We start from the raw sequence: 24,486 nt of genomic DNA on the forward strand, positions 1-24,486 counted from the left end.
TCGGGTCGATCGCGAGGGTCACTCGCTAGGCGTGATCACCACCTCGTCGCTGCCCGTGAGCGCCGGGATGTCGCCAGCACCGGGATCGGTGTACTCGGCCACGAAGACGGCGTGCAGCTCGTCGTGCTCGGGGTCGTGGCCACCCGGGACGGTCGTCACGATCGAGCCGCTGCACCCGTTCGCGGTCGACTGCGGGTGCCCGTGCTGGTCGTGGCCCAGGACGTACGTCACCGAGACCCGGTCGCAGTCGACCGGCTGGTCGTCGGTCACCTCGACCTGGAAGTGCACGGTGTCGCCGAAGTGGAACGCCTCGCCGGGCGCCGGGCTGGTCGTCAGGGTCACCACCGGCACGTCGTTGCCGACGATCACGTCGACGTCTGCGGAGGCGTGCTTGCCGCGACCCACCTTGCCCTTGTCCGTGACCGTCAGCGTGGCCCGGTAGGCCCCCGGCTCGGCGTAGGTGTGGGTGGCCGTCTTCCCGGTGGCGTCGAAGGTGCCGTCACCGTCGAAGTCCCACTGGTAGACGAGCTTGTCGCCGTCGGGATCGGTCGTCCCGGCGCTGTCGAAGGCGACGGTCAGCGGCGGCTGACCTGCGGTCTTGTCGGCGCTGATCACCGGCTTCGGGGAGTGGTTGCCGGTGCGGGCGATGTAGTCGATCCGGGAGACCTGAGCCTCCTCGTTCTCGCTGAAGTACCCGTCGCCGTACTCGAGCATGTAGAGCGAGCCGTCCTTGCCGAACTCCAGGTCCATCACGTTGTCCGTGGCGAAGGTGGAGAGCACCGACTCGATGCCGGTGAGCTCGCCGTCGGCGTCGAGCCGCATGCCCTTGATGTAGTCGCGGCCCCACTCGGCGAACAGCGGGACGCCGTCGTAGTACTCCGGCCAGGCACCGGAGAGCGGGTCCTTCGTGGCCGACTTCTGGAAGTCGTACGCCGGGCCGGCCATCGGGGCGATGCCGCCCTGGGAGCCGAGCTCGGGGAACTCCTCGGACTGGCTGTAGGTGTACCAGACCGTCGGCTGGGTGACCGGCGGGAGCTCGGTCAGGCCGGTGTTGTGCCGCGAGTCGTTGACGGGGGCGTCACAGTCGAAGGCCGGACCCGAGGTCCCGGTCGCGAAGTCGTAGTCGCGGTAGGGCATCTCCGCGGTCGCACACAGCGGCCAGCCGTAGTTGGCCGGCTTGGTGACGACCGTCCACTTGCCCTGGCCCGCCGGACCGCGGTCCGGGTTCGCGGTGGCCGCGTCGGGTGAGTAGTCGGCCACGAAGACGCGGTCGGTCTGCGGGTCGATCTCGATCCGGAACGGGTTGCGCAGGCCCATCGCGTAGATCTCCGGACGGGTCTTGTCCGTGCCCGGCGCGAACAGGTTCCCGGCAGGGACGGTGTAGCCGCCACCGGCCTTCGGCTTGATCCGCAGGAGCTTGCCGCGCAGGTCGTTGGTGTTGGCCGCCGTGCGCCGCGCGTCGAAGGCCGGGCTGCGAGTATCCCGGTCGTCGAGCGGGGCGTACCCGTCGGACTGGAACGGGTCGGTGTCATCACCGGTGGCGAGGATCAGGTTGCCCGCGGAGTCGAAGACGATGTCGCCGCCGACGTGGCAGCACCGCCCCCGGTCCACCGGTACGTCGAGGATCTGCTGCTCGGTGGACAGGTCGATCTTGCCGCCGGCGAACTGGTAGCGCGAGAGCCGGATCGCACCCTTGAACGGCGCGAAGTCGGCGGGCGAGCCGTACTCCGGCGCGTCACCCTCGTTGACGTCCGGCGTGGCCGGGTCGTCGACGGGGGTGTTCATCGGCGGGGAGTAGTAGACGTAGACCCACTTGTTGGTCCGGCCGTTGTAGCCAGGGTCCAGAGCGATGCTCTGCAGACCCTCCTCGTCGTGCCGGTAGACGTCGAACTCGGCGGCGACGCTGTTGACGCCGGTGTCGGCGTCGTTGAGCCACACCTTCCCGGCACGGGTCGTGTGGAGGACGTCCCCGTTGGGCAGGACCGCGAGGTCCATCGGCTCACCGGGGCGATCGTTGAGTGTCACCTTCTCGAAGTCGGAGTCCGGCGGCGGGTCGGCCGTGGGGGCCGCGTCCGCGGACGTCGTGAGGGGGAGAACGAGGAGCCCTGAGACCACGGTCGTGGCGACGCTCCAGAGGGTGAATCTGCGCACGGTCCATCTCCTTCTCTCGCTGTCGTGGAGGGGAGCGAGATCGTCCGTGAACGTAGCGATGTGACGCCGGTCACGTCAAGTGACTTGCGTTCTTTCGCAAGAAGATTTCGAAAGATGGGACGATGGGACGCCTCTGGAGCGGTCGGAGCCGGGACTACGCCTCTGCGCTGCTGGGCGCGTAGACCGAGGCGCTGATCAGGTGAGCCGCGCCGATCACGCCGCCCTCGTCACCCAGCTCGCTGAGCACGATCGGGAGGTTGCCGGTGGCCAGCGGCAGCGAGCGACGGTAGGTCACGCTGCGGATCTCGGCGAGCAGCCCATGACCCAGCTTGCTGACCCGGCCTCCGATGACGATCAGGCCCGGGTTGAAGAACGAGACCAGGCTGGCGAGCACCTGACCGATCCGGTGTCCGCTCTCCCGGATGAGCTGGACCGCCTGGGCGTCACCGCGGGCCACCGCGACGGCGATGTCCTCGGCGCTCAGGTCGCCCTTCTCCGCGAGCAGCTCGGCCAGAACCGGGGAGCGACCGGACCGGGCCGCGGCGAGCGCCTCGCGGGCGAGCGCCGCACCGCCGGAGAACGCCTCCAGGCAGCCGGTGTTGCCGCAGGCGCAGGTGGGCCCGAAGTCCTCGACCCGGATGTGGCCGATGTCGCCGGCGCAGCCGTCGACGCCGCGGTAGAGCTCGCCGTCGACGACGATCCCGCAGCCGATGCCGGTGCCGATCTTGACGTAGAGGAAGTCCTTGGCGGTGCGGGCGACGCCCGCGTGCTGCTCCCCCGCCGCGAGCACGTTGACGTCGTTGTCGAGCACGACCGGGCAGCCGAGCTCGCGGGCGACCGCGTCGCGCACCGGGTAGCCGTCCCAGCCCGGCATGATCGGCGGCGACACCGAGACGCCACGATGGAAGTCGACCGGTCCCGGCACGCCGACGCCGGCGCCCATCGGCTCGGTGACGCCGTGCTCGTCGAGGAGCGCGCGGACCTCGTCGAGCGCGGTCGCGAGCACCTTCTCCGGGCCGCTGCGGATGTCACAGGCTCGGGTGCGGGTGCCGATCACCGACAGGCGGCCGTCGGTGAGGCCGACCGACATGCTGGTGGCGCCGATGGAGATGCCGACGAACCGGATGTCGGGCGCGAGGTCGACCAGGGTCGAGCGCCGGCCGCCCCGAGAGGCCGCCGGCCCCACCTCGTGGGCCATGCCCAGCTCGGTGAGGCGGCCGACCTCGGCCGCGATGGTGGTGCGGGAGACGTTCAGCCGATCGGCGAGCTGCACCCGCGACAGCGGGCCCTCGTCGCGGAGCTGGGCGAGCAGGCGGGCCTGCATGGAGGTCTCTGCCCTGCCGGCGAGTGAATGACGCATACCGGCGATCCTGCCATGCGAGAGCCGCAAGGGCTCGACCAGGAATTGGTCGGATGTTGCGCGTCGTCAGGGTGCGTGCTCCGCAAGGCGCCCCGCCGAAGGCATGCCGGGGCATTTCGAGGCGGGGCAACGCCGCGGAGTGCGTGCCATGGCGGCGCGCAGCGCCGACCAGATCCTGGTCGAGCCCTTATCAGCCCAGAAGCGCGTCGACGAAGGCCTCGGGGGTGAACGGGGCCAGGTCGTCGGGGCCCTCGCCGAGGCCGACGAGCTTGACCGGAACGCCGAGCTCGCGCTGGACGGCGACGACGATGCCGCCCTTGGCGGAGCCGTCGAGCTTGGTGAGGACGATGCCGCTGACGGCCACGGCCTCGCTGAAGACCCGGGCCTGGATGAGGCCGTTCTGGCCGGTGGTGGCGTCGAGGACGAGCAGCACCTCGGTGACCGGGGTCTGCTTCTCGATGACGCGCTTGACCTTGCCGAGCTCGTCCATCAGGCCGGCCTTGTTCTGCAGCCGGCCGGCGGTGTCGACGATGACGGTGTCGACACCGGTGTCGAGCCCCTCCTTGACCGAGTCGAAGGCGACGCTGGCCGGGTCGGTGCCCTCCGGGCCGCGGACGACCTCGACGCCGACGCGCTCGCCCCACGTGGTGAGCTGCTCGGCGGCCGCGGCACGGAAGGTGTCGGCGGCACCGAGGACGACCTTGCGGTCCTCGGAGACCAGGATGCGGGCGAGCTTGCCGGTCGTGGTGGTCTTGCCGGTGCCGTTGACGCCGACCATCAGCACCACGCCGGGGGCGCCGTCGGCGCCGCTGACCTGGAGCCGGCGGTCCATGCCGGGGTCGACCAGCTTGATCAGCTCGTCGCGCAGCGCCGCCTTCGGGTCCGCCTTGCCACCCTCGACGCGCAGCCGGGTGCGCAGACCCTCGACCAGCTCCTGGGTCGGGGCGACGCCGATGTCGGCGGTGAGCAGGAGGTCCTCGATGGACTCCCAGGTGTCCTCGTCGAGCTGGTCGGTCGAGAGCAGGTTGAGCAGACCACGGCCGAGTGCGTTGGAGCCGGCGAGCCGCTGGCGCAGCCGCACCAGGCGCGAGGCCGTGCTCTCCGGCTTCTCGATGACCGGGGCGGCGGGCTCCGCCGTCTCGGGCTCGGCCTCGCCGGCGCTGGGCTCCTCGACCGTCGGCTCTTCAGGACGGGTGATGACATCGGTCCCCGCCTGGGGCGGGAGCGAACGGTCCTTGCGGCGCCGGGTGCTGGTGACCAGACCGACGATGCCGCCGCCGATGATCGCGACAGCGGCGATCGCGATGATGACGATGAGGGTGACCATTTCCATGGGCCTCATCCAATCAAACTAGCCCCGATTTTCCGTAGTTCCTGGGTTGCGCTCACCCAGCAGCTCGGTCAGATGGTCCCCGGGCCGGGTCTGCAGGCGCGTGGCCGGGCTGAGCGTGGGGGCCGTGTCGACGGCCCGCTCCATCGCCTCACCGAGCTTGGTGGCGTACGGCATCTTCTGGCCGCGGTGGGGGAAGACCGTGTAGACGATCACGAGTCCGGCAAGCGCGACGATGAGAAGCATCGCCACGAAGATGACAAGGATGGTCAGCACGGCGTCCACCCTTGCACACCCCGCGCCCGGAGCCCACAACGCCACGCGCGCCGCGGGCAGGGGGCGTCCGTGGTACGGCGCGGGATCTCGACAACGTAGACCGGGCCGGTAGTGTTTCACCGCATGAGGATCATCGGGACAATGATGGTCCGGGACGAGGTCGACATCGTCGCCGCGATGATCGAGCACCACCTGGATCAGGGTGTCGACACGTTGATCGTCACGGACAACGCATCGGTCGACGGCACCACCGAGGTGCTCGAGCGCTACGCCGCGACGGGGCGGGTCGAGCTCCACCACGACCCCGTCCACCAGAAGCAGCAGGGCAAGGTCGTCACCGAGATGGCCCGGCGGGCGCGCACCCACTTTCGCGCCGACTGGGTGCTCAACCTCGACGCCGACGAGTTCCTGGTGCCCAAGGACAAGGGCCTGACCGTACGCCAGGCGCTCGAGGTCACTCCTCTGTCGCTGAACGCCTTCACCGTCGAGGTCGAGAACCTCGTCGGCCCGCCGGCCTGGAAGGGCGGCGGCATCAACCGGCTGCAGTGGCGCGACCGGCGCCCCGACGAGCGGCTCGAGGCGGTCGGGCTGCACGCCCACCCCACGCCGAACGCGATCCACCGCGGTGAGTCCGACATCAAGGTCGTCCAGGGCAACCACTTCGTCTCGCTGGTGAGCAACGGCCAGCCCGCCGACGAGGTCGCCATGGAGGTGCTCCACCTCCCCTGGCGCTCCTGGTCGCAGCTGGAGCGCAAGGTGATGAACGCCGGCAAGGGCTACGAGGCCAGCCCCGACCTGCGGCCGAGCCCGCGCCACCACGGGATGCGCGACTACCAGCGCTATCTGGCCGGGACCCTGCAGGACGCGTACCTGGCGCGCACGCCGACGCGCGCCGAGCTCGCCGCCGGCGCCTTCTCCGGCGACTACGTCTTCGACGACTGGCTGACCAACCACCTGCACATCGTGCTCAGCCGCGCGCTGATCCCCGACCTCCTGCGTGACGTGCTCGACCCCGAGACCGACAAGGCCGTGCCCGACGACGAGCACGCCCTCGGTGCCGAGCGCGGCCGGGCCGCACTGGCCGCCGAGCCCTACATCCCACCCCGCAAACGCTGAACTCTCTTCACAGGAGGACCTGTCTTGCCCACCTTCAGGGGCGCCGTACGCCGCGGCCTCGCCGCAGCGGGTCTGCAGACCGTCCGTGCCGCCGATGCCGAGGCCGCGCGCCTGCACGACCGGATCGACGAGCTCAAGCAGCGCAACCAGAAGCTGCGTACGAAGGTGGAGGGGTTGCAGGGCGACCGCAACCGCACCACCGCGGTGCCGGCGATCCCGGGCCTGGACCGGCTGGAGCTGCGCCGCGAGCAGGTGCTCGCCGGGGTCAAGCCCGACGCCCTGATCCTGGAGATCGGCCCCGCGCACAACGCGATCCTGCCGAAGCGGGACGGCTACGACGTACGCATCGTCGACTATCTCGACCGGGAAGGACTGGTCCAGCGGTATTCGGGTTTCTCGCAGTACAACCCCGATGACATCGAGGAGGTCGACTACGTCTTCCGGCCGGGAACTCCCTGGTCAGAGGTGATTCCGGAGCGGTTCGACCTCGTCGTCGCCTCCCACGTCATCGAGCACACCACGTCGATGATCGACTTCCTCAACGAGTGCGAGAAGCTGCTGCGTCCCGATGGGGTGCTGGCGCTGGTCATCCCCGACCACCGCTACTGCTTCGACCGCTTCCGCGAGCGCGCCTCGCTCTCGCGCGTCATCGACGCCTCGCTCTACCCCTCGTCGGTGCACACCATGGGTGCGGTCATCGAGGAGCGGCTCAACGCCGCCAAGCACGGCGGCATCACCGCCTGGGGACCGCGCCACAAGGGCGACTACACCTTCGCGAACGGTCTGGACGCCGTGAAGGCGAGCGGCGAGGAGGCCCGGCGCGGGGAGCGCTACATCGACACCCACAACTGGGTCTGCACCCCCCACCACCTCCGCCTGCTCCTCCAGGACCTCGCCGACCTCGACTTCATCTCGATGCGCGAGACCTCGTTCCACGACACGGTCAAGCACGAGTTCTTCATCAACCTCTCCCCCACCGGCGAGGGCACCGGCCTCTCCCGCGAGGACCTCCTCGTCCTCGCCGACGACGAGCGGCGCGTCCTCGACCAGGCGGTCTTCGAGAAGTAGCCGAGACGTCACTTAGGTCGGGCGAGATGTCACCCCGGTCGGGCGAGACGTCACCCCGGTCGGGCGAGACGTCACTTAGGTCGGGCGACTTGGCAATGCCGTGACGGCTCGGCCAGCGTGCGTGACGGCTCGGCCAGCGTGCGTGACGGCTCGGCCAGCGTGCGTGACGCCTCGGCCGACGTAGGCGACGCCTCGGCCGACGTGCCTGACGGCTCGGCCGACGTACGTGACGGCTCGGCCGACGTACGTGACGGCTCGGTGGTCAGCGGCGACGGAACTCGCGGAGAGCGAGGGCGGCGGCGAGGCCTACGACCACACCGAGGAGGGTCTCGGCGAGGCGTGACCAGAGCAGCGCGTCGACCGGCTGCGGGTGGCCGAGCTGCACCATCAGCAGCGAGAGCGGGGTGATGGAGACGAGCGCGAGGCCGTAGTGACGCCCGACGAGCAGCTCGGTGACCGCTTGGAGCGCGGCGACGACCATCGCGACGACGAGGGCGGGGAGAGAGACCGAGAGCAGCGCAGCCGCCAGGAGCAGGCCGACCAGGGTGCCGATGACGCGCTGGAGCCCGCGGGTCGTCTGGGCCAGCAGCCCGCTGACGCCGAACGGTACCGCCGCGGCCACCATCGCCCAGTAGGTGTGGCTGAGCCCGAGCGCGGTCGAGACGGTGCCGGCGACCACGACCGCGGCGACGACCGCCGTGGCGTGGTCGATCCGGACCTCGCCGCGGTTCGCCTCCACGGTCGCTCCGGTTCCGGCCAAGCGCTCCTCGAGCAGCCCGAGGAGCACCGCGATCAGCGCCGCGGCAGCTGCCACCCCGACCGCCACCGCGACCCCGAAGAGCGTCACCGGAACCGCCGCGCACGTCGCCACCGCGAAGACCGGGAACATCGGCCCCGGCGGCCGCAGCACGAACCGGTCCGACAGGACCGACCCGATCGCGGCCCAGAGCGCGGCGGCCGGGATGACGAGCCAGGCCCGGTGGGGCGAGGTCGCGACGAGCGCACCGCACAGGACCGCGGCACACATCAGCGCACCTGCCGCGGTCTGGGTCCGCCATCGTCCGCGTAGCGGCTGACGGCCGCCGTAGATCGAGGCGAAGGTGCCGAAGCAGGCGTACGCGGACAGCTCGATGTGTCCGGTCACGGCCAGCGTCACGAGCCCGATGAGCAGGGTGACGCTCGCGCGCCAGGCGGGCGAGTGGCTTCCGGGCGCCGGGGAGACTCGTACGGACTCCCGCATCAACCGCTCGACCCGGCTCCCGTCGCTTCCCAACCCGTCTCCCCCATGCTGCTGTGCCGTCGTTGCCATCCGACACCTTACGGCCATCTGTACGAACCAGTTGGTTCGGAGTGCCCGGCCGAGCACCGACTGGACGAGAACGGCCTCGACGTACGTGACGCCTCGGCCGACCGCGGTGACGTCTCGGCCGACGTACGTGACGTCTCGGCTATCGCTTGGCGCGTTCCTCGAGGGCGATGTCGAGGAGGGTGCGGGCGCGGGCGTCGAAGCCGTGGTCGCGGTGGATGCGGGCGGCCTCGGCGCGGATGTGCTCGTCGGTGCCGAAGACGACCGAGGGGTCGGGCATCGAGGACCACTTCACCAGGTCGTCGGGGGTCTGGTAGACCTGCACGGTGTCGCCGAAGACGTCGCGAAGCCCGACGACGTCGTCGGAGATGACCCGGGCACCGGAGGCGACGGCGTCGAAGAGCCGGTTCGAGATGAAGCCGTAGTCGCGCATGTCGGCCCAGTGGTCGTTGAGCACGACCCCGGCGGCGCGGTATTCGGCGCCGAGCTGGGTGTTGGACATGTGCTGGGCCTTGACGTAGTGGCGCGGGATGTAGGGCTCCCAGCCGTGGCCGTAGACCGACAGCGGCAGGCCGGCCGCGACGGCGTCGTGGATGATCGGGCGCTCGACGTCGCGCGAGGTGCCGACGAAGAGCACCGGGTGACCGGAGTCGGGCAGCGCCCGGTCGGGGTTGAACAGCTCGGGGTCGGTGGCCTGCAGGAGCGGGTCGATGCGGATCCCCCAGCGGGCCGACATCCGCTCGGCCCAGGCCGGCCCGGCCGCGAGCAGCCGGTCGAAGCCGGCCGCCTCGGCGCGAGTGACCGTGTCGGGGTGGGAGATCACCCAGCCGATGTTGATCCGGCCGTCGGGTGCGGGGAAGTAGCGCGAGAGGCCGCGCAGGGTGACCACGACGTCGTCGTCGAGGGAGCTCGGCCGCTCCCACTCGTAGTGGTGGTCGACGACCGCGGACTGGCCGAGCCTGCCCAGCGAGCGCGCCAGCGCGCGGGCGAAGTGGGTGTCGCCCCACCGCTCGCCCTCCGGTGCCCCGGGCGCGGAGATCTTGATCGACCAGCGCAGCTGCGGGACGCCCTCGATGACGGAGGTGCGCGGCAGCGGCGCGAGGATCGGCCGGGTGGCGGCGTACGTCTTCGCCGGGCCGGTCGGCTCGCCGGCCGTCGCCCGGCCGACGACCTGGTAGCCGCAGGCCGCCCAGGCGGCCACGTCGTCGCGCGGCTCGGTGCGCCCGACCCAGCGGTCGAGGTAGATCAGCCGGTTGCGCGGGGCGCGCGCGAAACGGCCCTTCGACTTGGACTCGTGGTGGACGACCTGCGAGGAGGTCACGACCCGGAAGGACCCCGGCCGCAGCTCCGTGAGCCGGTGGCACAGGTCGACGTCCTCCATGCCGTTGGTGAAGATCGGGTCGAACCCCTGGAGCGCGACGACGTCGCGGTAGCGCATCACCAGCGCCGCGCCGGTCAGCGCCGAGAACCGGTGGCCCTCGAGCCCGGCGGCATCCTCGAGCGGGTACTCGGCGAGCATGTTGTAGGGCAGCCCGCCGTAGGGCGGGAAGACGACCCCGGCCGACTGCACCGACCCGCTCGGGTAGAGCAGCAGCGGCTGCACCGCGAGCACCTCGGGGTCCTCGAGCGCCTCGACCAGAGGCGAGAGCCAGCCCGCCAGCGCCGTGGTGTCGTTGTTGAGGAAGACGACGGTCTCGCCGGTGACGTACGGCACGGCGAGGTTGTTGCCGAGCGCGAAGTTGTGGTTGACGGTGCTGTGCACCACCGTGACCTCGGGGAACCGCAGCGGCAGCGAGTCGAGCACCGCCGAGACGCCGGCCGAGGAGCCGTTGTCCCAGACCACCACCTCGAGCCGCTTCGACCCCGCACCGTGCTCCATCACGGCCTCGACGGCGCCCACGGTCAGCAGCGAGTCGTCGTAGGTCGGGATGATCACCGAGACGACGTCCGGGTCAGGGGTGCGCGCGGCGAGCGCTGCCCAGTCGACGAAGGCCCGGTTGCGTACGACGTCCTCCCACGACTCCAGGTCGTTGGGGTCCAGCGGGAGCCGGTCCTGGCGCGGGCGGCGCGGGTTGATCCCCTGGCGCCGCTCGACGCCGACCTCGGGAACGACCACGACCTCCGCCCTCGAGGTCAGCCGCAGCGCGAGGTCATAGGCCCAGCCGACGCCGATGTCGGCGCGCGGCCCGCCGACCTCCGCCAGCAGCGACCTGGCGATCAGCAGACGCGAGACCAGCGTCCGCATCAGCGGACCCGGGACGTCGGGACCCGGCGAGGCCGGAGGTACGTCGACAGCGAACCGCTGCTCGGGCTGCCACGGCCGCTCCAGCACGTCCGCGACCAGCGGGCTCCGGCCCGCCTCGGCCACCGAGACCAGCCGCGCGAGACGCCCGGGCCGCCAGACCTCTCCCCCGGCCACGTAGGCGACGAAGTCGCCGCTGACCTGCGCGAACGCCGCGGCTACGCCGGGCTCGACACGGTCCGGGTCGCCGATCACGACCAGCCCGTCGGGGACGACGTCGGCGATCGACTCGGTGACCGATGGGGTCAGGCCGCGGTCGACGAGGATGATCTCGGTGCGGACGCCGGTCTGCGCGGCGACGCTGTCCAGCGTCGCCCGGGCGTGCTCGTCGGAGGCGCCGAGGTCGACGATCACGCTGACGGTGCCGACGGGCTCACGACCGGACGGAACGCCGCGAACGGGCTCGATCGTCGACCGCCAGGTCTGCGGGCCACCCTGCCGGGCCCGCCACTCCGCGCGCCGGTCGCGGATCCAGTCGCGCAGGTCGGGGAACTTGCCGTCGACCTGCTCCATCCAGTCGTTGGCCCGCCGCCCGTTGCGAGCGCCCCGGTCGACGTAGTGGCCGATCGCGCCACCGTAGAAGTTCTCGGTCCTGCGTCGCTCGGTGTAGCCGTCGGTGTCGAAGAGCGGGTGGGTCGGCTGCAGCCACAGCTCGGCGCGCAGCCAGTAGAGGAACGGGTCCTGGTCCCCCATCTGCTTGCGCAGTCGCGGGGTCAGCTTCGCGACGAAGAACTCGGGGTCGAACAGCGGGCTGGGCTGGGCCAGCGGCTTGGTGCGGTCCTGCTCGAGATAGTGCCGGGCGGCGCGCTTGCGGTCGAGGCGCTGGCCGACCTGCTCCGCATACCACTCGTGGTCGAACAGCGGGCAGTCGACGAGCAGCCGCACGTCGTCGGCCCTGCTGTAGAGAGGCGAGTCGTTGTAGACCTTGCGGGCCAGGTCTCGCCCTCTGCGCAGGCCGCCACGTGCGATGCGCTTCAACTCTTCGTCCACTAAAGGTCCCCCAAGACGCTCCAGATCGTGCTTCGGCAGTGGGTCAGACTGTCACAGTGCCGAATGGCGGTGAACAGCGCCACGCACGTTCACCGAACTGTCAAGGTCAATTCTGCCGCCACAGCGGCATGACCGCCTCCCGGATCTCGTCGGGCATCGGCGTCACCGGACGCGACGGATCGGTGTTGTCGACGTAGACGTGCACGAACCGGCCCTCGGCGGCGGCCTCGTCGCCCGGTCCCTGGAAGAGCCCGATCCGGTAGATGACCGACGAGCTCCCGACCTTGTCGACGACCAGCCCGGCCTCGACCGGCTCGGGGAACCCGATCTCGCGCAGGTAGCGGCACGAGGTCTCGGCGACGATCCCGATCTTCGGCAGCTTCCGCACGTTCACGCCGGTCGCCTCGAACAGGTAGGCGTTGACCGCGGTGTCGAAGTACTCGTAGTAGGTCGCGTTGTTGAGGTGACCGTAGGCGTCGTCGTCGCGCCAGCGGGTGGTGATCGTGCGCCAGTGGACGTAGTCGGCGCGGGTCGGGGCCTTGCGGTCAGGAGTGCTCATCGCGCCCGATCTTAGATCCTAGAGCTCCTCCTCGACCGCACGGACCAGATAGGGCGCCAGCGTCATCGAGAAGGTCGCGGTGATGTGGCTCCGGTCGCGATAGGCCTGTACGTGGCCGACCACCAGGGGACACCGGTCCTCGACGCAGTAGGCCGCAGAGAGGTCCACCAGGGAAGCGCCCGGCCCGGCCAGGCGGACCGCCTCGGCGAGCGGGTCAGAGGTGGCGTACGCCTCCTGGCGGGTCATCTCGCACGCGGTGGCGTCCGCGAGCGTCTCGATCTCGTCAAGGCAGGTCGCCGCCTCGGGGGTGAGGTACGGGTTGTCGGCGAGCGCGACGATCTTCGTGCCCCGCTCGAGGATCGGCTTCCAGGCCTGGGCGAGCTGGTCGGCGGCCGGGTCCGGCTCGCCGGCCGCGAGGTTCGGATTGCGGCGTTGGGTGACCAGCACGACGTCGTACGCCTGCTGTTCGAGCTGCTCGATCAGCGCCTCGCGGTAGGCGCGACGCGGGTCACCCGCGGTGGCCGGGAGCAGCCCTCCGCCGTTGGCGACCAACGTGTCGACCGACCATCCTGAGCTCTCGGCGACCCGGGTCAGGCCGGGGATCAGCGAAGCGCCGTGGGAGTCACCGACCAACGCGACCCGGAGCGCATCCGGGTCGTCGGAGCCGAGGTGGCAGACCTCGGGGCGGGCGTCGACGGCATACGTCTCGATCTCGGGGAGATAGCACCGGTAGGCCCGGCCGGTGTCATCCTTGCGGGCGATCGGCGCAGGGAGAAGTACGCCGTCGAGCTCCGGGTTCCGGCACCCCTCCATCAGGGCGGCGGCGCCGAAGCACTCGGTGTCTGCCGATGCGAGCGCCTCAGCCTGGCCGCGACTCTCCTCGACCAGGTGGCGTCCATGCAGGATCCCAGGGATCGCGGCGGCGACGACCAGGGCCGCTCCGAGCACCCCGAAGAGGAAGGCCCGCGGGGTGGTCCCCAGGATCGGTCCGGTGCGGAACGGCGTCTCCACGTACCGGTAGGTCAGGGCCGCGAGGCCGATGGTGACCAGGAGGATCAGCGGCTCGCGGAGCCACGTGCCGAGCACGGGGCCGGTGTCGGGGAGCACGACCGCGAGCGGCCAGTGCCACAGATAGAGCGAGTAGGAGACCGTCCCGATCCACTGCACGACCGGATGGCCGACGACCCGAAGCCCGAGGCCGCGGGGCGCGCCCGCCCAGATGACCAGCGCGGTGCCGACGACCGGCAGCAGCGCCACCCAGCCCGGGAACGGCAGCGAGTCGTCGAAGAGCAGCAGCGCGCCGAGCACCCCGAGCCAGCCGGCCACCGCTGCGTACGGCGCCCAGCGCCCGGGCACGCGCTTGAGGGAGAGCGGCAGCACAGCGATGAGACCGCCGACCGCGAACTCCCAGGCGCGCGCGTAGGTGACGAAGTAGGAGTCGGCGCCGTCCGTCATGGTGACGTAGACCGAGGCCACGAAGCTGACCACGAAGACGGCGAGGAAGACCGCCCGGATTGCCGTCAGCCGCACCTTCCGCCGTCGCCGGGTCAGGAGCGCAACCGCGACGATCAGCAGCGGCCAGACGAAGTAGAACTGCTCCTCGACCGAGAGGGACCAGTAGTGCTGCGCTGGCGATGGCGGGTCCTCGGCGGCGAGATAGTCGACCGCCGCCCAGGAGAGCTGCCAGTTCTCCACGTAGAACGCGGCCGCGACCGTCTCCCGCAGGAACTGCTGCCACAGGGCCTCCGGCACCAGGGCGTACGTCGCCCCCGCACTACACACGAGCACCAGCAGCGCCGCGGGGAGCAGCCGCCGGATCCGGCGGGCCCAGAACGTGCCCAGCCGCACCCCGCCGGGCTTGGCGGCCTCGCGCACCAGGTGGGAGGTGATCAGGAAGCCCGAGATGACGAAGAAGACGTCGACGCCCGCGTAGCCGCCGCGGATCGCGCCCGGCCAGAGGTGGAAGAGCACAACCCCCAGCACCGCGGCCGTACGCAGGGCCTGGATCTCCAGCCGCTTGTCCCGCACCGGCTGCCCGGTCTGCGCGGGCTGCCCGTCCGTGGCGGGCGCGACCGCGACAGCGGTCACCTGCGCACCCGGCGGACGATCCCGCGTGCCACCCGGCGGGCCTTGCGGACGCCGCGCTCGCCGAAGCTCAGCGGGATCTCGATCCCGTGGCACGGGCGACCGTCGAGCTGGACGATCTGCGCCCCCTCGCCGATCCGCTCGCCGATGACGTCCTCGCGGATGATCACCGGACCGTCGAACTCGCCCAGCGCGTCGCGGCCCTCGAACTGCACCCGCCAGCGCCCGCCCGGGAGCGTGGAGGTCGACACCACCACCTCCAGCTCATCCGGGGCGAGCTCGGCCGTCTCGTAGTCGAAGTGTCGGCGCCGGCTGTCGCTCACGAAGACCACCCGGAGCCACTCGGCATCCACCATCGTGTGGGCGAGCCGCAGATGGACGCAGCCGTCCACGAGCGAGAGCGATGTGGCTGTCACGGGGTCGGTCGCGCCCGCAACCGCCTGGCGAAGCAGTTCGGGACCATCCTCGAGCGCCACCATGATCCGGTTCAGGCGCCAACCCGGGTCGGCGGCGGCGTCGGTGATCGCCGTGAAGAGGTCGCGATGCTTGAGCACGAGGTCGGCGAGGTCGTTGCCGACCAGCGTCTCGTCGCTCGGCGCAATCGTCGTGATGACATGGACGAGCGGCCCGTGGAGCGCACGCAGCGGCACCACCCCGCTGTCTGCGACCAGACGCAGCGACTCGAGGAGGTCGGCAGCGGTTCGGTCGCCCCAGCGGACGTCGTCGCCGATCAGCCGGGCCACGGTCGCCCACTTGCCCGCCTCGACCAGTCGCCAGCCCCACCGCTTCACATCGTCCAGGTCGTCGATGACACCATCGTCGAAGAGACCGACCAGCTCACTGATCATCAGGCGCGCCGGCTCCAGCGCGGCCGCGTCGGTCACCGGCATCCCTCGCAGGGCGCGGACGATCGCCGTCCAGCCGTCGGCGGCGAAGACCAACGACGCATACTCCGCGCGCACCTTCGGGTCACCCACGTCGATGATCCGGCGCGCACAGCGCAGTTCCTGTTCCAGATAGCTGATGAGGCCCTCCGCCGAGTGCGACTTCGCCGTCATAGATCCAGGTCCCGGCCGGTCGCGGTAGACGTAGACCGTCTCGGTGACGATGTCGAAGCGAGCGGTGGTCAAGGCGTGCACCATCGGCTCGATGTCGTTGGAGCGATTCGCGTCGGGGAACGAGATCTGCGCCGAGTCCCAGAAGCTGCGCCGGAAAACTCTGTTCCAGCATGCACGGTTGCGCAAGGCAGAGGGCGCGTCCGCCAACCTCATCAGGGTGCGCTCCTCGTCGAAGGCGGGCCACGCTCGTACCGGCCACCAGACGCGGTCGCTGAAGAGCTTGAAAAACCGGCCGATCACCATGTCCGAGCCGGTCTCGCGTGTCTTGCGCAGCATCGCGGCGTACGCCCCGCGGGGCACGAGGTCGTCGCCGTCGGCGAAGGCGAGGAACTCGCCACGTGCCAGTGACACACCGTGGTTGCGCGCCTGTCCACCGCCCGTGCCGGGAGAGCGGACCACTTTCAGGCGAGGGTCTCGGGCTGCGTAGGCCTGAGCGACCTCGAAGGTGTCGTCCGTGGATGCGTCGTCGACGAGGATGACCTCCAGATCCAGCGGCACCTGGTCGGTCGACTGATCCTCGAGGATCGAGGAGAGCAACTCCCCTACCCAGGGGCCCAGGTCGTGGGTCGGCACGACGACGGACAGCTCGGGCTCCGTCATCAGGCGGCCAGCTCCGCAGCGTCGGCCAGGCTCTCCAGCAGCCGCAGATAATCGCGCGACATGTCATAGGGCGTGTAGGCGCGGGTGTACAGGTGGGCGGCACGGCGCCGCTCCTCCCGGCCTTCGAGCGCCTCGACGATCGCCGCCGCCAGGGCGGCCGGCTCGTCGGGCTCGGGCGGGTAGGTCACCACCCACGGCTGCTCCGCGAACTGTCGTGCGATGGGGGTGCCCTCGGGGATCAGAGCGGTGCGACCGAACGTGCCGGCGGCAAGCAGCGAGCCGGAGTTGAGGATCCGGCGGTAAGGCAGTGCGACCACGTCGCTGGCCCGCATCCAGTCGGAGAAGTCGGCAGTCTCCACGAACTCCAGCCGCTTGACGATGTTGGACGCGGACAACATGGCTTCGACCGTCTGGTGGTCCTCGGCCGGCACGACCTTGCCGGCTACGACGAAAGTCAGGTCGGGGACCGTCCGTGCGGCGATCTCGACCGCCCGGCAGAGCACGTCGAGCCCTTTGTAGGCCCGAATCTGACCGATGAAACCTACCGTCGGAACCCCCTGAGGCACGCCGATACGCTCGCGCGAAGCGACATCGTCACCACCGTCGGGGTAGACGCCGAGGTAGGACGAGTGCGGCAGGTCGACGACCTTCTCGGGCGGGAGCGTGTAGTAGGCCGCGGTCTCCTCGATGGTCGCCGGATTGATCCGAATGATCCGGGTCGCGTGCCTCGCCAGCGTCTTGGCGACCGCAAGTTCGACATCCATGTGGTCGGCCTCGTGGGCGATCGAGTTGTGCACCGTCCAGATCACGTCGGCCCCGCGGCTGCGTACGCCGGTGAGCACGTCCTCGAACCGGGCAGCCTTGGCCCACGCCTCGTCGGCGTCCTGGCAGCCGCTGGTGACCGGCGAGGTCCAGTGGACGTGGAGCACGTCTCCTTGGCCGAGATGCTCGGCCCTCATCTCCAGCCGGCGAAGTGTTCGGATGCCATCCATCACGTCCCACCCCGCCGCTCGCGGGGCGACGGTGAGCATCGTCAGATACGGGTTGCTCGCATAGTGAGGAAACGACAGCAACGTCGAAGGCATGTGGGGGTCCTCGAATTCATTGACCGTGACGATCCCCCGAGCGTCGAGATCAGGTCTCGCCGAATGTCCCGGCTGGCCGGTAACCGGAAAATTGTAGTCAGGTAAAAGAAGCCGCCATGACCACTCTGACGAAATCCCCGCGGTCGTGCACCAATTGTTCACCAATTGTTGGAGCAACCATCCCGCGGACGGCGCCCGATCCTCGGCCTGCTCAGGCCGGCTGCGCGTCGCGCAGCCGCTGCGAGATGACGGTCGTGACGCCGTCGCCCCGCATCGTCACGCCGTAGAGGGCGTCGCCGACCTCCATGGTGCGCTTCTGGTGGGTGATCACCATCAGCTGGGAGTTCTCGCGCAGCTCCTCGTAGATCTCCAGGAGCCGGCCGAGGTTGGTGTCGTCGAGCGCGGCCTCGACCTCGTCGAGGATGTAGAAGGGGCTCGGCCGCGCCTTGAAGAGCGAGACCAGGAAGGCGACCGCGACCAGCGACCGCTCGCCACCGGAGAGCAGGGAGAGCCGCTTGACCTTCTTGCCCGGCGGCCGGGCCTCGACCTCGATGCCGGTGGTCAGCATGTTCTCGGGGTCGGTGAGGACCAGACGACCCTCACCGCCCGGGAAGAGCCGCGCGAAGACATGGTCGAAGGCGACGCGTACGTCCTCCCAGGCCTCGGTGAAGACCTGCTCGACGCGGTTGTCGACCTCCTTGACGATGTCGAGGAGGTCCTTGCGGGTCTGCTTGAGGTCCTCGAGCTGCTCGGTGAGGAACTTGTGGCGCTCCTCCATCGCGGCGAACTCCTCCAGCGCGAGCGGGTTGACCTTGCCCAGCGCGCGCAGGTTCTTCTCGGCGATCTTGAGCCGCTTGGCCTGCTCTGCGCGGACATAGGGGATCGGCGCGACCTCGTTGCCGTCCTCGTCGGGGTGCTGCGGGACCAGCTGGTCGGGGCCGTAGTCCTTCACGATCGCCTCGGCGTCGAGGCCGAGCTCCTCGAGGATCCGCTCCTCGAGCTGCTCGATCCGCATCCGCTGCTGGGCGCGGGCCATCTCGTCGCGGTGGACGGAGTTGACCAGCTCCTCGAGCTCCTTGCCGAGGTTGCGCAGCAGCGAGCGGCACTCGCGCAGCGCCTGCTCGCGCCCGGCACGGGACTCCTCGATCTCGGTGCGCGCCTTGGCGGCCTGCTGCACCGAGACCTCCAGCCGGTCCAGCGCGTACGCCACCGCGGTCCCGACCGCCCGGGCAGCCTCGCCCTCGCGACGCATCTGCTCACGACGGGCTGCCGCCTTGGCGCGCTGCTCCCGCTCCTGCCGGGCGGCACGGAGCAGCCCGTCAGCACGGCCGGCGAGCGCGCGGGCGCGCTCCTCGGAGGTACGCAGCGCCAACCGCGCGTCCATCTCGCGCTGCCGTGCGTCACGAGCAGCCTGGGCCAGCTCGTCGCGGGTGCTGACGTCGGGCTCGTCCTCGGGGTCCTCCTCGGCCATCGCGAGGCGCTCCTCGAGCTCGGCGAGCCCGGCAACGGCGTTCTCGCGCGCCTCCTGGGCCTGCTCGACGGCCGCGAGCAGTCGCTCGGCCTCGCCACGCGCGGCGCGCGACTGCGCGCCGAACTGGCCGAGCTCCTCGGCCACGGCGGCCAGGGTGGCGTCGGACTCGTGCAGCTTGGCCAGCGCCACGTCGACCCGCTTCTGCGCGGCCAGCCGCTCCGCCTCCAGCCGCGAGGTCTCGAAGGTGGCCCGCTCGGAGGCCGCGTGGGCCTCGGCGAGCTGGGCGGCGGCCTCGTCGACCGCGGCCTGCACCTCGATCAGGCTCGGTACGCTGGAGGAGCCGCCGGCGGCGAAGTGGGCGCCGATCAGGTCGCCCTCGCGCGTCACGGCGGTGAGGCCGGGTTCCGCGGCCACGAGCGCCTGAGCGGCGGCAAGATCCTCGACCACCGCGACCTTGTCGAGCAGCCGCGCCACCGCGGGCCGCAGCACCGGCTGGCACTCCACCACGTCCAGGGCGTACGCCGCACCAGCAGGCAACGAGGGCCAGCCGCCGGTCTCCTCGGGCGCACCGCCCAGGAGCAGCCCGGCCCGGCCGAGGTCCTCGGTCTTGAGATGCTCGATCGCCCCGATGGCCTCCTCGGAGGAGGAGACGACGACCGCGTCCGACGCGGTCCCGAGCGCCGCGGCGACCGCGGCCTCGTAGCCGGAGCGGACCGCGAGCAGCGACGCGACCGACCCCAGGACGCCCGGCAGCGACGAGGCGAGCAGTGCGCCGGCGCCGTCCTTGCGGTTCAGCCCCATCTCCAGCGCGTCCTTGCGGGCAGCCAGCGTCGAGCGGTCCCGATCGGCCTGCGACGCCTCGGCCTGGAGCTTGGCCAGCCGCTCCTCGATGTCCTCCAGCGCGGCGGCAGCGGCCTCGTGCTCGGCGTCGAGGCCCTCCTCCCCCGCATCCAGCCCGGCGACCTTGGTCTCCAGGGCGGTGAAGTCTCGCTGGGCCCGCTCCGCGCGCGCCAGCGCCTCCTCGCGAGCGGCGGTCAGCCGCCCGACCTCATCGTCGGCGGCAGCGGCCCGCGACTTGAGCGCGTTGACCTGGCCGGCCAGCCGGGCCAGCCCCTCGCGACGGTCGGCGGCGGCACGCTCGAGCCCCTTGACCCGGCGCTCCTCCTCGGCCGCGGCGTCCTCGGCCTCCTTGCGAGCCTCGACCGCCTCCTCGAGGGAGTAGCGGAGCTCCTCGACCTCGGCGTCGGCGGTCTCCTCCTGCTCGCGCGCGATCTCGGCCTGGGCCTCGAGCTCTTCGGGGTCGCGTCCCTGACGCACCTCGAGGTCCTCGGAGCCGGCCGCGTTGCGCACCCGCTCGGAGGCCAGCGACTGGGTGCCCCGCAGCCGCTCGCGCAGCGAGTTCAGCGCGAACCAGGTCTCCTGCGCGGCCGCCAGGGCCGGCAGGTCCTCGCGCAGCGCGGCCTCGAGCACGGCCTCCTGCTCGCGACCCTCCGCGATGGTCTCCTCGACCTCGGCACGCCGGGCCAGCAGCGCGCCCTCGTCGGCGAGCTCCTTGTCGAGCTCGGTCTTGGCGGTGACCAGGTCGTCGGCGTAGATGCGGGCCTTGGCGTCGCGTACGTCCATCTGCACCGTCTGCGCCTGCCGGGCGACCTCCGCCTGGCGGCCGAGCGGCTTGAGCTGGCGGCGGATCTCGACGAGCAGGTCCTGGAGCCGGTCCAGGTTGACCTGCGTGGAGTCGAGCTTGCGCAGCGCCTTCTCCTTGCGCTTGCGGTGCTTGAGCACACCGGCGGCCTCCTCGATGAAGCCGCGGCGGTCCTCGGGGGTCGCGCGCAGGATGGTGTCGAGCTGGCCCTGGCCGACGATGACGTGCATCTCGCGGCCGATGCCGGAGTCCGAGAGCAGGTCCTGGACGTCGAGCAGCCGGCACGGACTGCCGTTGATCGCGTACTCCGAGCCGCCGTTGCGGAACATCGTGCGCGAGATGGTGACCTCGGCGTACTCGATCGGCAGCGCGCCGTCGGTGTTGTCGATCGTCAGCGAGACCTCGGCCCGGCCCAGCGGGGCGCGCCCGGCCGTGCCGGCGAAGATGACGTCCTCCATCTTGCCGCCACGCAGGCTCTTGGCACCCTGCTCACCCATGACCCAGGCGAGCGCGTCGACGACGTTGGACTTGCCCGAGCCGTTGGGGCCGACGATGCAGGTGATGCCCGGTTCGAGCTCGAGGGTCGTGGCGGAGGCGAACGACTTGAAACCCTTCAGCGTCAGACGCTTGAGGTACATCGACTTCTCCCCCGGCTCAGGACCACGTGGTCGTACACAGTTCGCAACACATCAGCGTGGCTGAGGTGAGCCAGCAAATCTAATCGTCGCTGCTCAGGGGAACCTCAGCGGGTCGAGGATAACCCGCTGAGGGCGCTCAACGACGGACGTCGAGCTCGTGCCTGTCGTCGGTCACCCGTCACAGGTGACGCCGCGCCTTCAGCGCCGCGCCGACCACGCAGCCAACCACGCCGGGGCCCACGGCCGGTCCACACGCCCGACGAGCTGGAGGAGAAGGCCCAGATCGACGGTGTTGTCGGATACGACCATGGCCCGATAGTCGACCCCGAGGTGCTTGGATCTGAGATAGAAGTTGGGTTTCACGAACGTCGAGGGGAAGAGCTCCACGAGCCGGGTGCCCGGTCGGGAGAAGACCAGATTGGTGAGGCCGGCTCCGTGCGGGGCGACGATGACGTCGGCGGCGCCGAAGACATGTGCCTGCTCGTCGACGTCCAGGTCTTCGGCGTAGACGATGTGGTAGCCGAGGCGGGCGAGGGCGCTCTCGACCTCGGCCTCGTTGTCGAATGCGCGTACCGACCGGGCCCGGGAGAGGTAGACGCGGCGGTAGCGGCGGTCGATGTCGCCCGACCCAAGTCGGCCGAAGAAGTCATAGACCCAGCGCGCCCATAGGAACGGCGGCGGGTCCGGCCAGTAGGCACAGGCGACGAGGGTGCTCTCGAGATCCTTGGCCGCGACCAGACGGGACGGGTCGAGCCCGAGCCGCTCGAAGACGAAGGGCAGGACACCGAAGCGGTCCTCGACGTAGACGATCGGGACGTGGTTGGGCACCCGGTGAACGCTACGCAGGCCAGCCGCCGTCTCAGCGATCGCGTGATAGTAGTTCACGTAGTTGTGCGCGAACGGCAAGACGTACGCAGCGGGGATCTGCTCGGTGACGGGCGCCGCGACGTTGAGGCTGCTGGCCTTGGCGTACCGAGAGGCGCGGATCGCGCGGGTACGGCGCTGTCCGGTGAAGGCCGTGGCGACGTCCTCGTCGCTGATGCAGAGACGCACGTCTCGGGCGAGGAAGATCCGCTCGACGTCGGTCTCGGTGTGTCCCCGGTCGAACCCTGCCGCCAGCAGGGCATCGCGCTGGTCGGCCGGCAGGTCGGCGAAGTCTTGGTCGAAAGTGGACGGCTGGTCCGCGATCCTCGACCCGGTCTGGAAGCAGACCAGGTCTGCCTCGGTGTCGAGCGGAAGGCGATCTGGCATCGGACGACGCTCGAACTCGCGCGCTTCGGTGAGCCGGACGAACTCGTAGGCCCCGCTGTCGACGTGCTTGGCGAACTCCTCGAATTGGCGACGCACGCCGTCGATGACGCTCTTGGCGCTCTCCAACCTCTGGTCGCCGGCGGCGAGCAACCCGAGCTGCTCCACCTCGTCAACCACCCCGGTCGCCAGATCCCGCAGGCCGTAGAAGCTGAGGAAGCGGACAACAGCGTTGAACTTGCTTCCGTCAAAGGTTCCGTCCGATCGCACCAGACGATCGGCAACGAGACGACCGGCACCGTGCTGCAGTGCCTCGACGGCGATCAACAGCCCCTCGTCAGGACTGCGCCCGCTCTGCTGGCGCCATTCCTCGAGCGCGGCTGCGGCCCGGCCGACGTCCCTGGCCTCGACGAGCCCTTGGATCTGCTCCTCGGTCATCCCGTTCACGAACGCCGCAGACCGCGCGCAACCCGCCCGACCTTGTTGCGCACGCGACGCTTGATGCCCAGTGCCTCGGCACGCGCCTCGGCGATCTCGGCGCGCTTCCGGTTGGCATGTGCCCGGTTCCTGACGTTCTCGATACGCTGGCGAGCCAACGCCAACTGTTCCCGCAGATCGGCCATGGCCAGATCACTGTCCCCCCGGGTGATCTTCTTGACCGGCTCGGCCGTGCGAAGGTCGATGAGACCGAGCTCCTTGCTGGAGCGCCACTCGACCCCCCACACGGCGTCTAGAGCCTCGATGGGGCTGACCGTCTCGGACGCGTATCGCAACGCCCGGCTGTAGGCGTGGGTCGGCCTGATCGTGAGGACCTCGGACTGCTCGACACCCTCGGGCGGGAAGTAGTTCACCACGCCGAGGTCGTTGCCGTAGACGTCCCGCATGATCTCGTTCAGGGCGCTGGGTCCGAGGCCGAGGGTGACGGGTACGTCGAGGCGGTAGGGCGAGGGGAAGACGTCGTCGACGTCGTCCTCGACCATGGTGACGCGGCCCTCGCATCGGTACCACTCCTGCAACAGGTGAAGCTCGACTGCCGCGTCGGCGAGCACCCGACGCCGCCCGGTCTCCAGCGTCGACCAGGGACCGACAAGCAGCACCTGCAGGTCGGACTCGGTCTGGTTGAGCAGCATGTCGACGCATCGCCGGGCCATCTCGGCGGTGTCGACGTCGACCTTGACCACCGCCGTGACGAACGGCACCTCCCACTGCCGGTTCGTCGCGGCACGCCGGTAGCGCGGGATCGGCATCCGCTGCGCGAAGTGGACGTCGTTGAAGTGAGCGACCTCGCGGCCCTTGTCCTGCACCGTCGCACGACCCAGGTGATAGGTCTGGGCCGACTGCACCGGGATGAAGACCGCGCCCCGCTGCCAGATCTGGTAGGCGATCTCGGTGTCGTCTCCGAGCTTCAGCTCTGGACGCTGTCCGAAGGTCTGCTCGTAGACCGAGCGGGTAACCGTCGCGCACGCCCCCATGTGCGTGGAGTAGTTGCGACCACCGCTGGCGTTGAGGTCGTCGGTCTCCTCGTAGATGTCCAGCGACCAGTGCCGGTGCAGGGTCTCCAGGTCGTGGTGCTTGCGGATCTCGCCGGATCTGACCTCCTCGAAGACCTGCTCGGGAGTGAAGTCCCACTCCTCGACGAAACCCTTGTGACCGATGGTCGCCGCCTCGGGGATGAAGTGCGCCCACTTCGCGTGCTCACGCACGTTGTCGGAGAAGAGGATCATGTCCGAGTCGACCCAGTAGATGATGTCGCCGTCGGAGGCCTCGATGCCGATTCGCAGCGCGTTGGAGCGTCCCCAGCCCTCGCCGAGTTCCTCGTGAACTCGGATCAGTCGCGTGTTCTTCGGGGCGTACTTCCCTATCTCGACCGCCGGCTCACTGCCGTCGTCGATGACGATGACCTCGAGGAGCTCTTCGGGATAGTCCTGCGCCGCGAGAGAGGCGAGGGTGAGATCGAGGGTCTTGGAGTTGAAGGCGGCGGTGACCACCGAGACCTTCAGCGTCGGCTCCCAGCCATCCGGGACGGTGCCGTCGAACACGTCGCGCCATTGGTTCTTGAAGACGACGTCGCTGAGCGCGGGATTGAGGGTCAATGACTTCGGCATGGAGTCCTTCTCTGGGCCTTCTGTGGGGGTTTCGCT

General features: G+C 70.2%; 15 protein-coding genes. 2 read left to right on the top strand and 13 right to left on the bottom strand.

Going from position 1 to position 24,486, the window contains the following annotated elements; genetic code table 11:
• Positions 1–18: 18 nt before the first annotated feature.
• The 4 genes from UG56_RS02765 to UG56_RS02780 form a co-directional block, all read right to left on the bottom strand.
• Positions 19–2,151, bottom strand: coding sequence for a PQQ-dependent sugar dehydrogenase (locus UG56_RS02765; RefSeq protein WP_045551159.1), 2,133 nt, complete (start codon positions 2,149–2,151; stop codon positions 19–21).
• A gap of 154 nt (positions 2,152–2,305) precedes the next feature.
• The gene (locus UG56_RS02770; protein ID WP_045551160.1) at positions 2,306–3,511 is read right to left on the bottom strand and encodes an ROK family transcriptional regulator; all 1,206 of its coding nucleotides are present in this window, start codon (positions 3,509–3,511) and stop codon (positions 2,306–2,308) included.
• Between the two features lie 190 nt (positions 3,512–3,701).
• Positions 3,702–4,844 carry a signal recognition particle-docking protein FtsY gene (gene ftsY, locus UG56_RS02775; RefSeq protein WP_045551161.1) on the bottom strand — a complete coding sequence of 381 codons (1,143 nt, stop codon included), beginning with the start codon at positions 4,842–4,844 and terminating at the stop codon, positions 3,702–3,704.
• A gap of 18 nt (positions 4,845–4,862) precedes the next feature.
• On the bottom strand, positions 4,863–5,117 hold the full coding sequence (locus tag UG56_RS02780; protein WP_143054881.1) for a hypothetical protein: 255 nt from the start codon (positions 5,115–5,117) through the stop codon (positions 4,863–4,865).
• 123 nt (positions 5,118–5,240) lie between these two features.
• Here UG56_RS02780 and UG56_RS02785 point away from each other — a divergent pair, with 123 nt between their 5' ends.
• A complete protein-coding gene (locus UG56_RS02785) occupies positions 5,241–6,233 on the top strand; it encodes a glycosyltransferase family 2 protein (protein ID WP_256206401.1) in 993 nt (330 codons plus the stop codon).
• 24 nt (positions 6,234–6,257) lie between these two features.
• Positions 6,258–7,301, top strand: coding sequence for a methyltransferase domain-containing protein (locus tag UG56_RS02790; RefSeq protein ID WP_045551164.1), 1,044 nt, complete (start codon positions 6,258–6,260; stop codon positions 7,299–7,301).
• A gap of 262 nt (positions 7,302–7,563) precedes the next feature.
• On the opposite strand, the gene UG56_RS02795 is transcribed toward UG56_RS02790, so the two are convergent.
• From UG56_RS02795 to UG56_RS02835, 9 genes are all read right to left on the bottom strand, one after another.
• Positions 7,564–8,610, bottom strand: a complete 1,047-nt coding sequence (locus UG56_RS02795) for an FUSC family protein (protein ID WP_143054882.1) — start codon at positions 8,608–8,610, stop codon at positions 7,564–7,566.
• A gap of 139 nt (positions 8,611–8,749) precedes the next feature.
• Positions 8,750–11,887 carry a glycosyltransferase gene (locus UG56_RS02800; protein ID WP_143054883.1) on the bottom strand — a complete coding sequence of 1,046 codons (3,138 nt, stop codon included), beginning with the start codon at positions 11,885–11,887 and terminating at the stop codon, positions 8,750–8,752.
• Between the two features lie 118 nt (positions 11,888–12,005).
• The gene (locus tag UG56_RS02805; protein WP_045551396.1) at positions 12,006–12,458 is read right to left on the bottom strand and encodes an acyl-CoA thioesterase; all 453 of its coding nucleotides are present in this window, start codon (positions 12,456–12,458) and stop codon (positions 12,006–12,008) included.
• 18 nt (positions 12,459–12,476) lie between these two features.
• On the bottom strand, positions 12,477–14,546 hold the full coding sequence (locus UG56_RS02810) for an acyltransferase family protein (RefSeq protein ID WP_045551395.1): 2,070 nt from the start codon (positions 14,544–14,546) through the stop codon (positions 12,477–12,479).
• Positions 14,543–16,261, bottom strand: coding sequence for a glycosyltransferase family 2 protein (locus tag UG56_RS02815; RefSeq protein WP_045551394.1), 1,719 nt, complete (start codon positions 16,259–16,261; stop codon positions 14,543–14,545). Before UG56_RS02815 ends, UG56_RS02810 begins: the two co-directional genes overlap by 4 nt.
• A complete protein-coding gene (locus UG56_RS02820; protein WP_084100379.1) occupies positions 16,261–17,346 on the bottom strand; it encodes a glycosyltransferase in 1,086 nt (361 codons plus the stop codon). Before UG56_RS02820 ends, UG56_RS02815 begins: the two co-directional genes overlap by 1 nt.
• A 211-nt stretch (positions 17,347–17,557) precedes the next feature.
• Positions 17,558–21,097 carry a chromosome segregation protein SMC gene (smc, locus tag UG56_RS02825; protein ID WP_071326844.1) on the bottom strand — a complete coding sequence of 1,180 codons (3,540 nt, stop codon included), beginning with the start codon at positions 21,095–21,097 and terminating at the stop codon, positions 17,558–17,560.
• A gap of 198 nt (positions 21,098–21,295) precedes the next feature.
• Positions 21,296–22,783 carry a glycosyltransferase family 61 protein gene (locus tag UG56_RS02830; protein WP_143054884.1) on the bottom strand — a complete coding sequence of 496 codons (1,488 nt, stop codon included), beginning with the start codon at positions 22,781–22,783 and terminating at the stop codon, positions 21,296–21,298.
• Between the two features lie 5 nt (positions 22,784–22,788).
• Positions 22,789–24,450 (bottom strand): glycosyltransferase family 2 protein, encoded by a 1,662-nt coding sequence (locus tag UG56_RS02835; protein WP_177191411.1) that lies wholly within the window; start codon positions 24,448–24,450, stop codon positions 22,789–22,791.
• Positions 24,451–24,486: the final 36 nt, after the last annotated feature.

Source organism: Nocardioides luteus, assembly GCF_000960475.2.
Classification (GTDB): domain Bacteria; phylum Actinomycetota; class Actinomycetes; order Propionibacteriales; family Nocardioidaceae; genus Nocardioides; species Nocardioides luteus_A.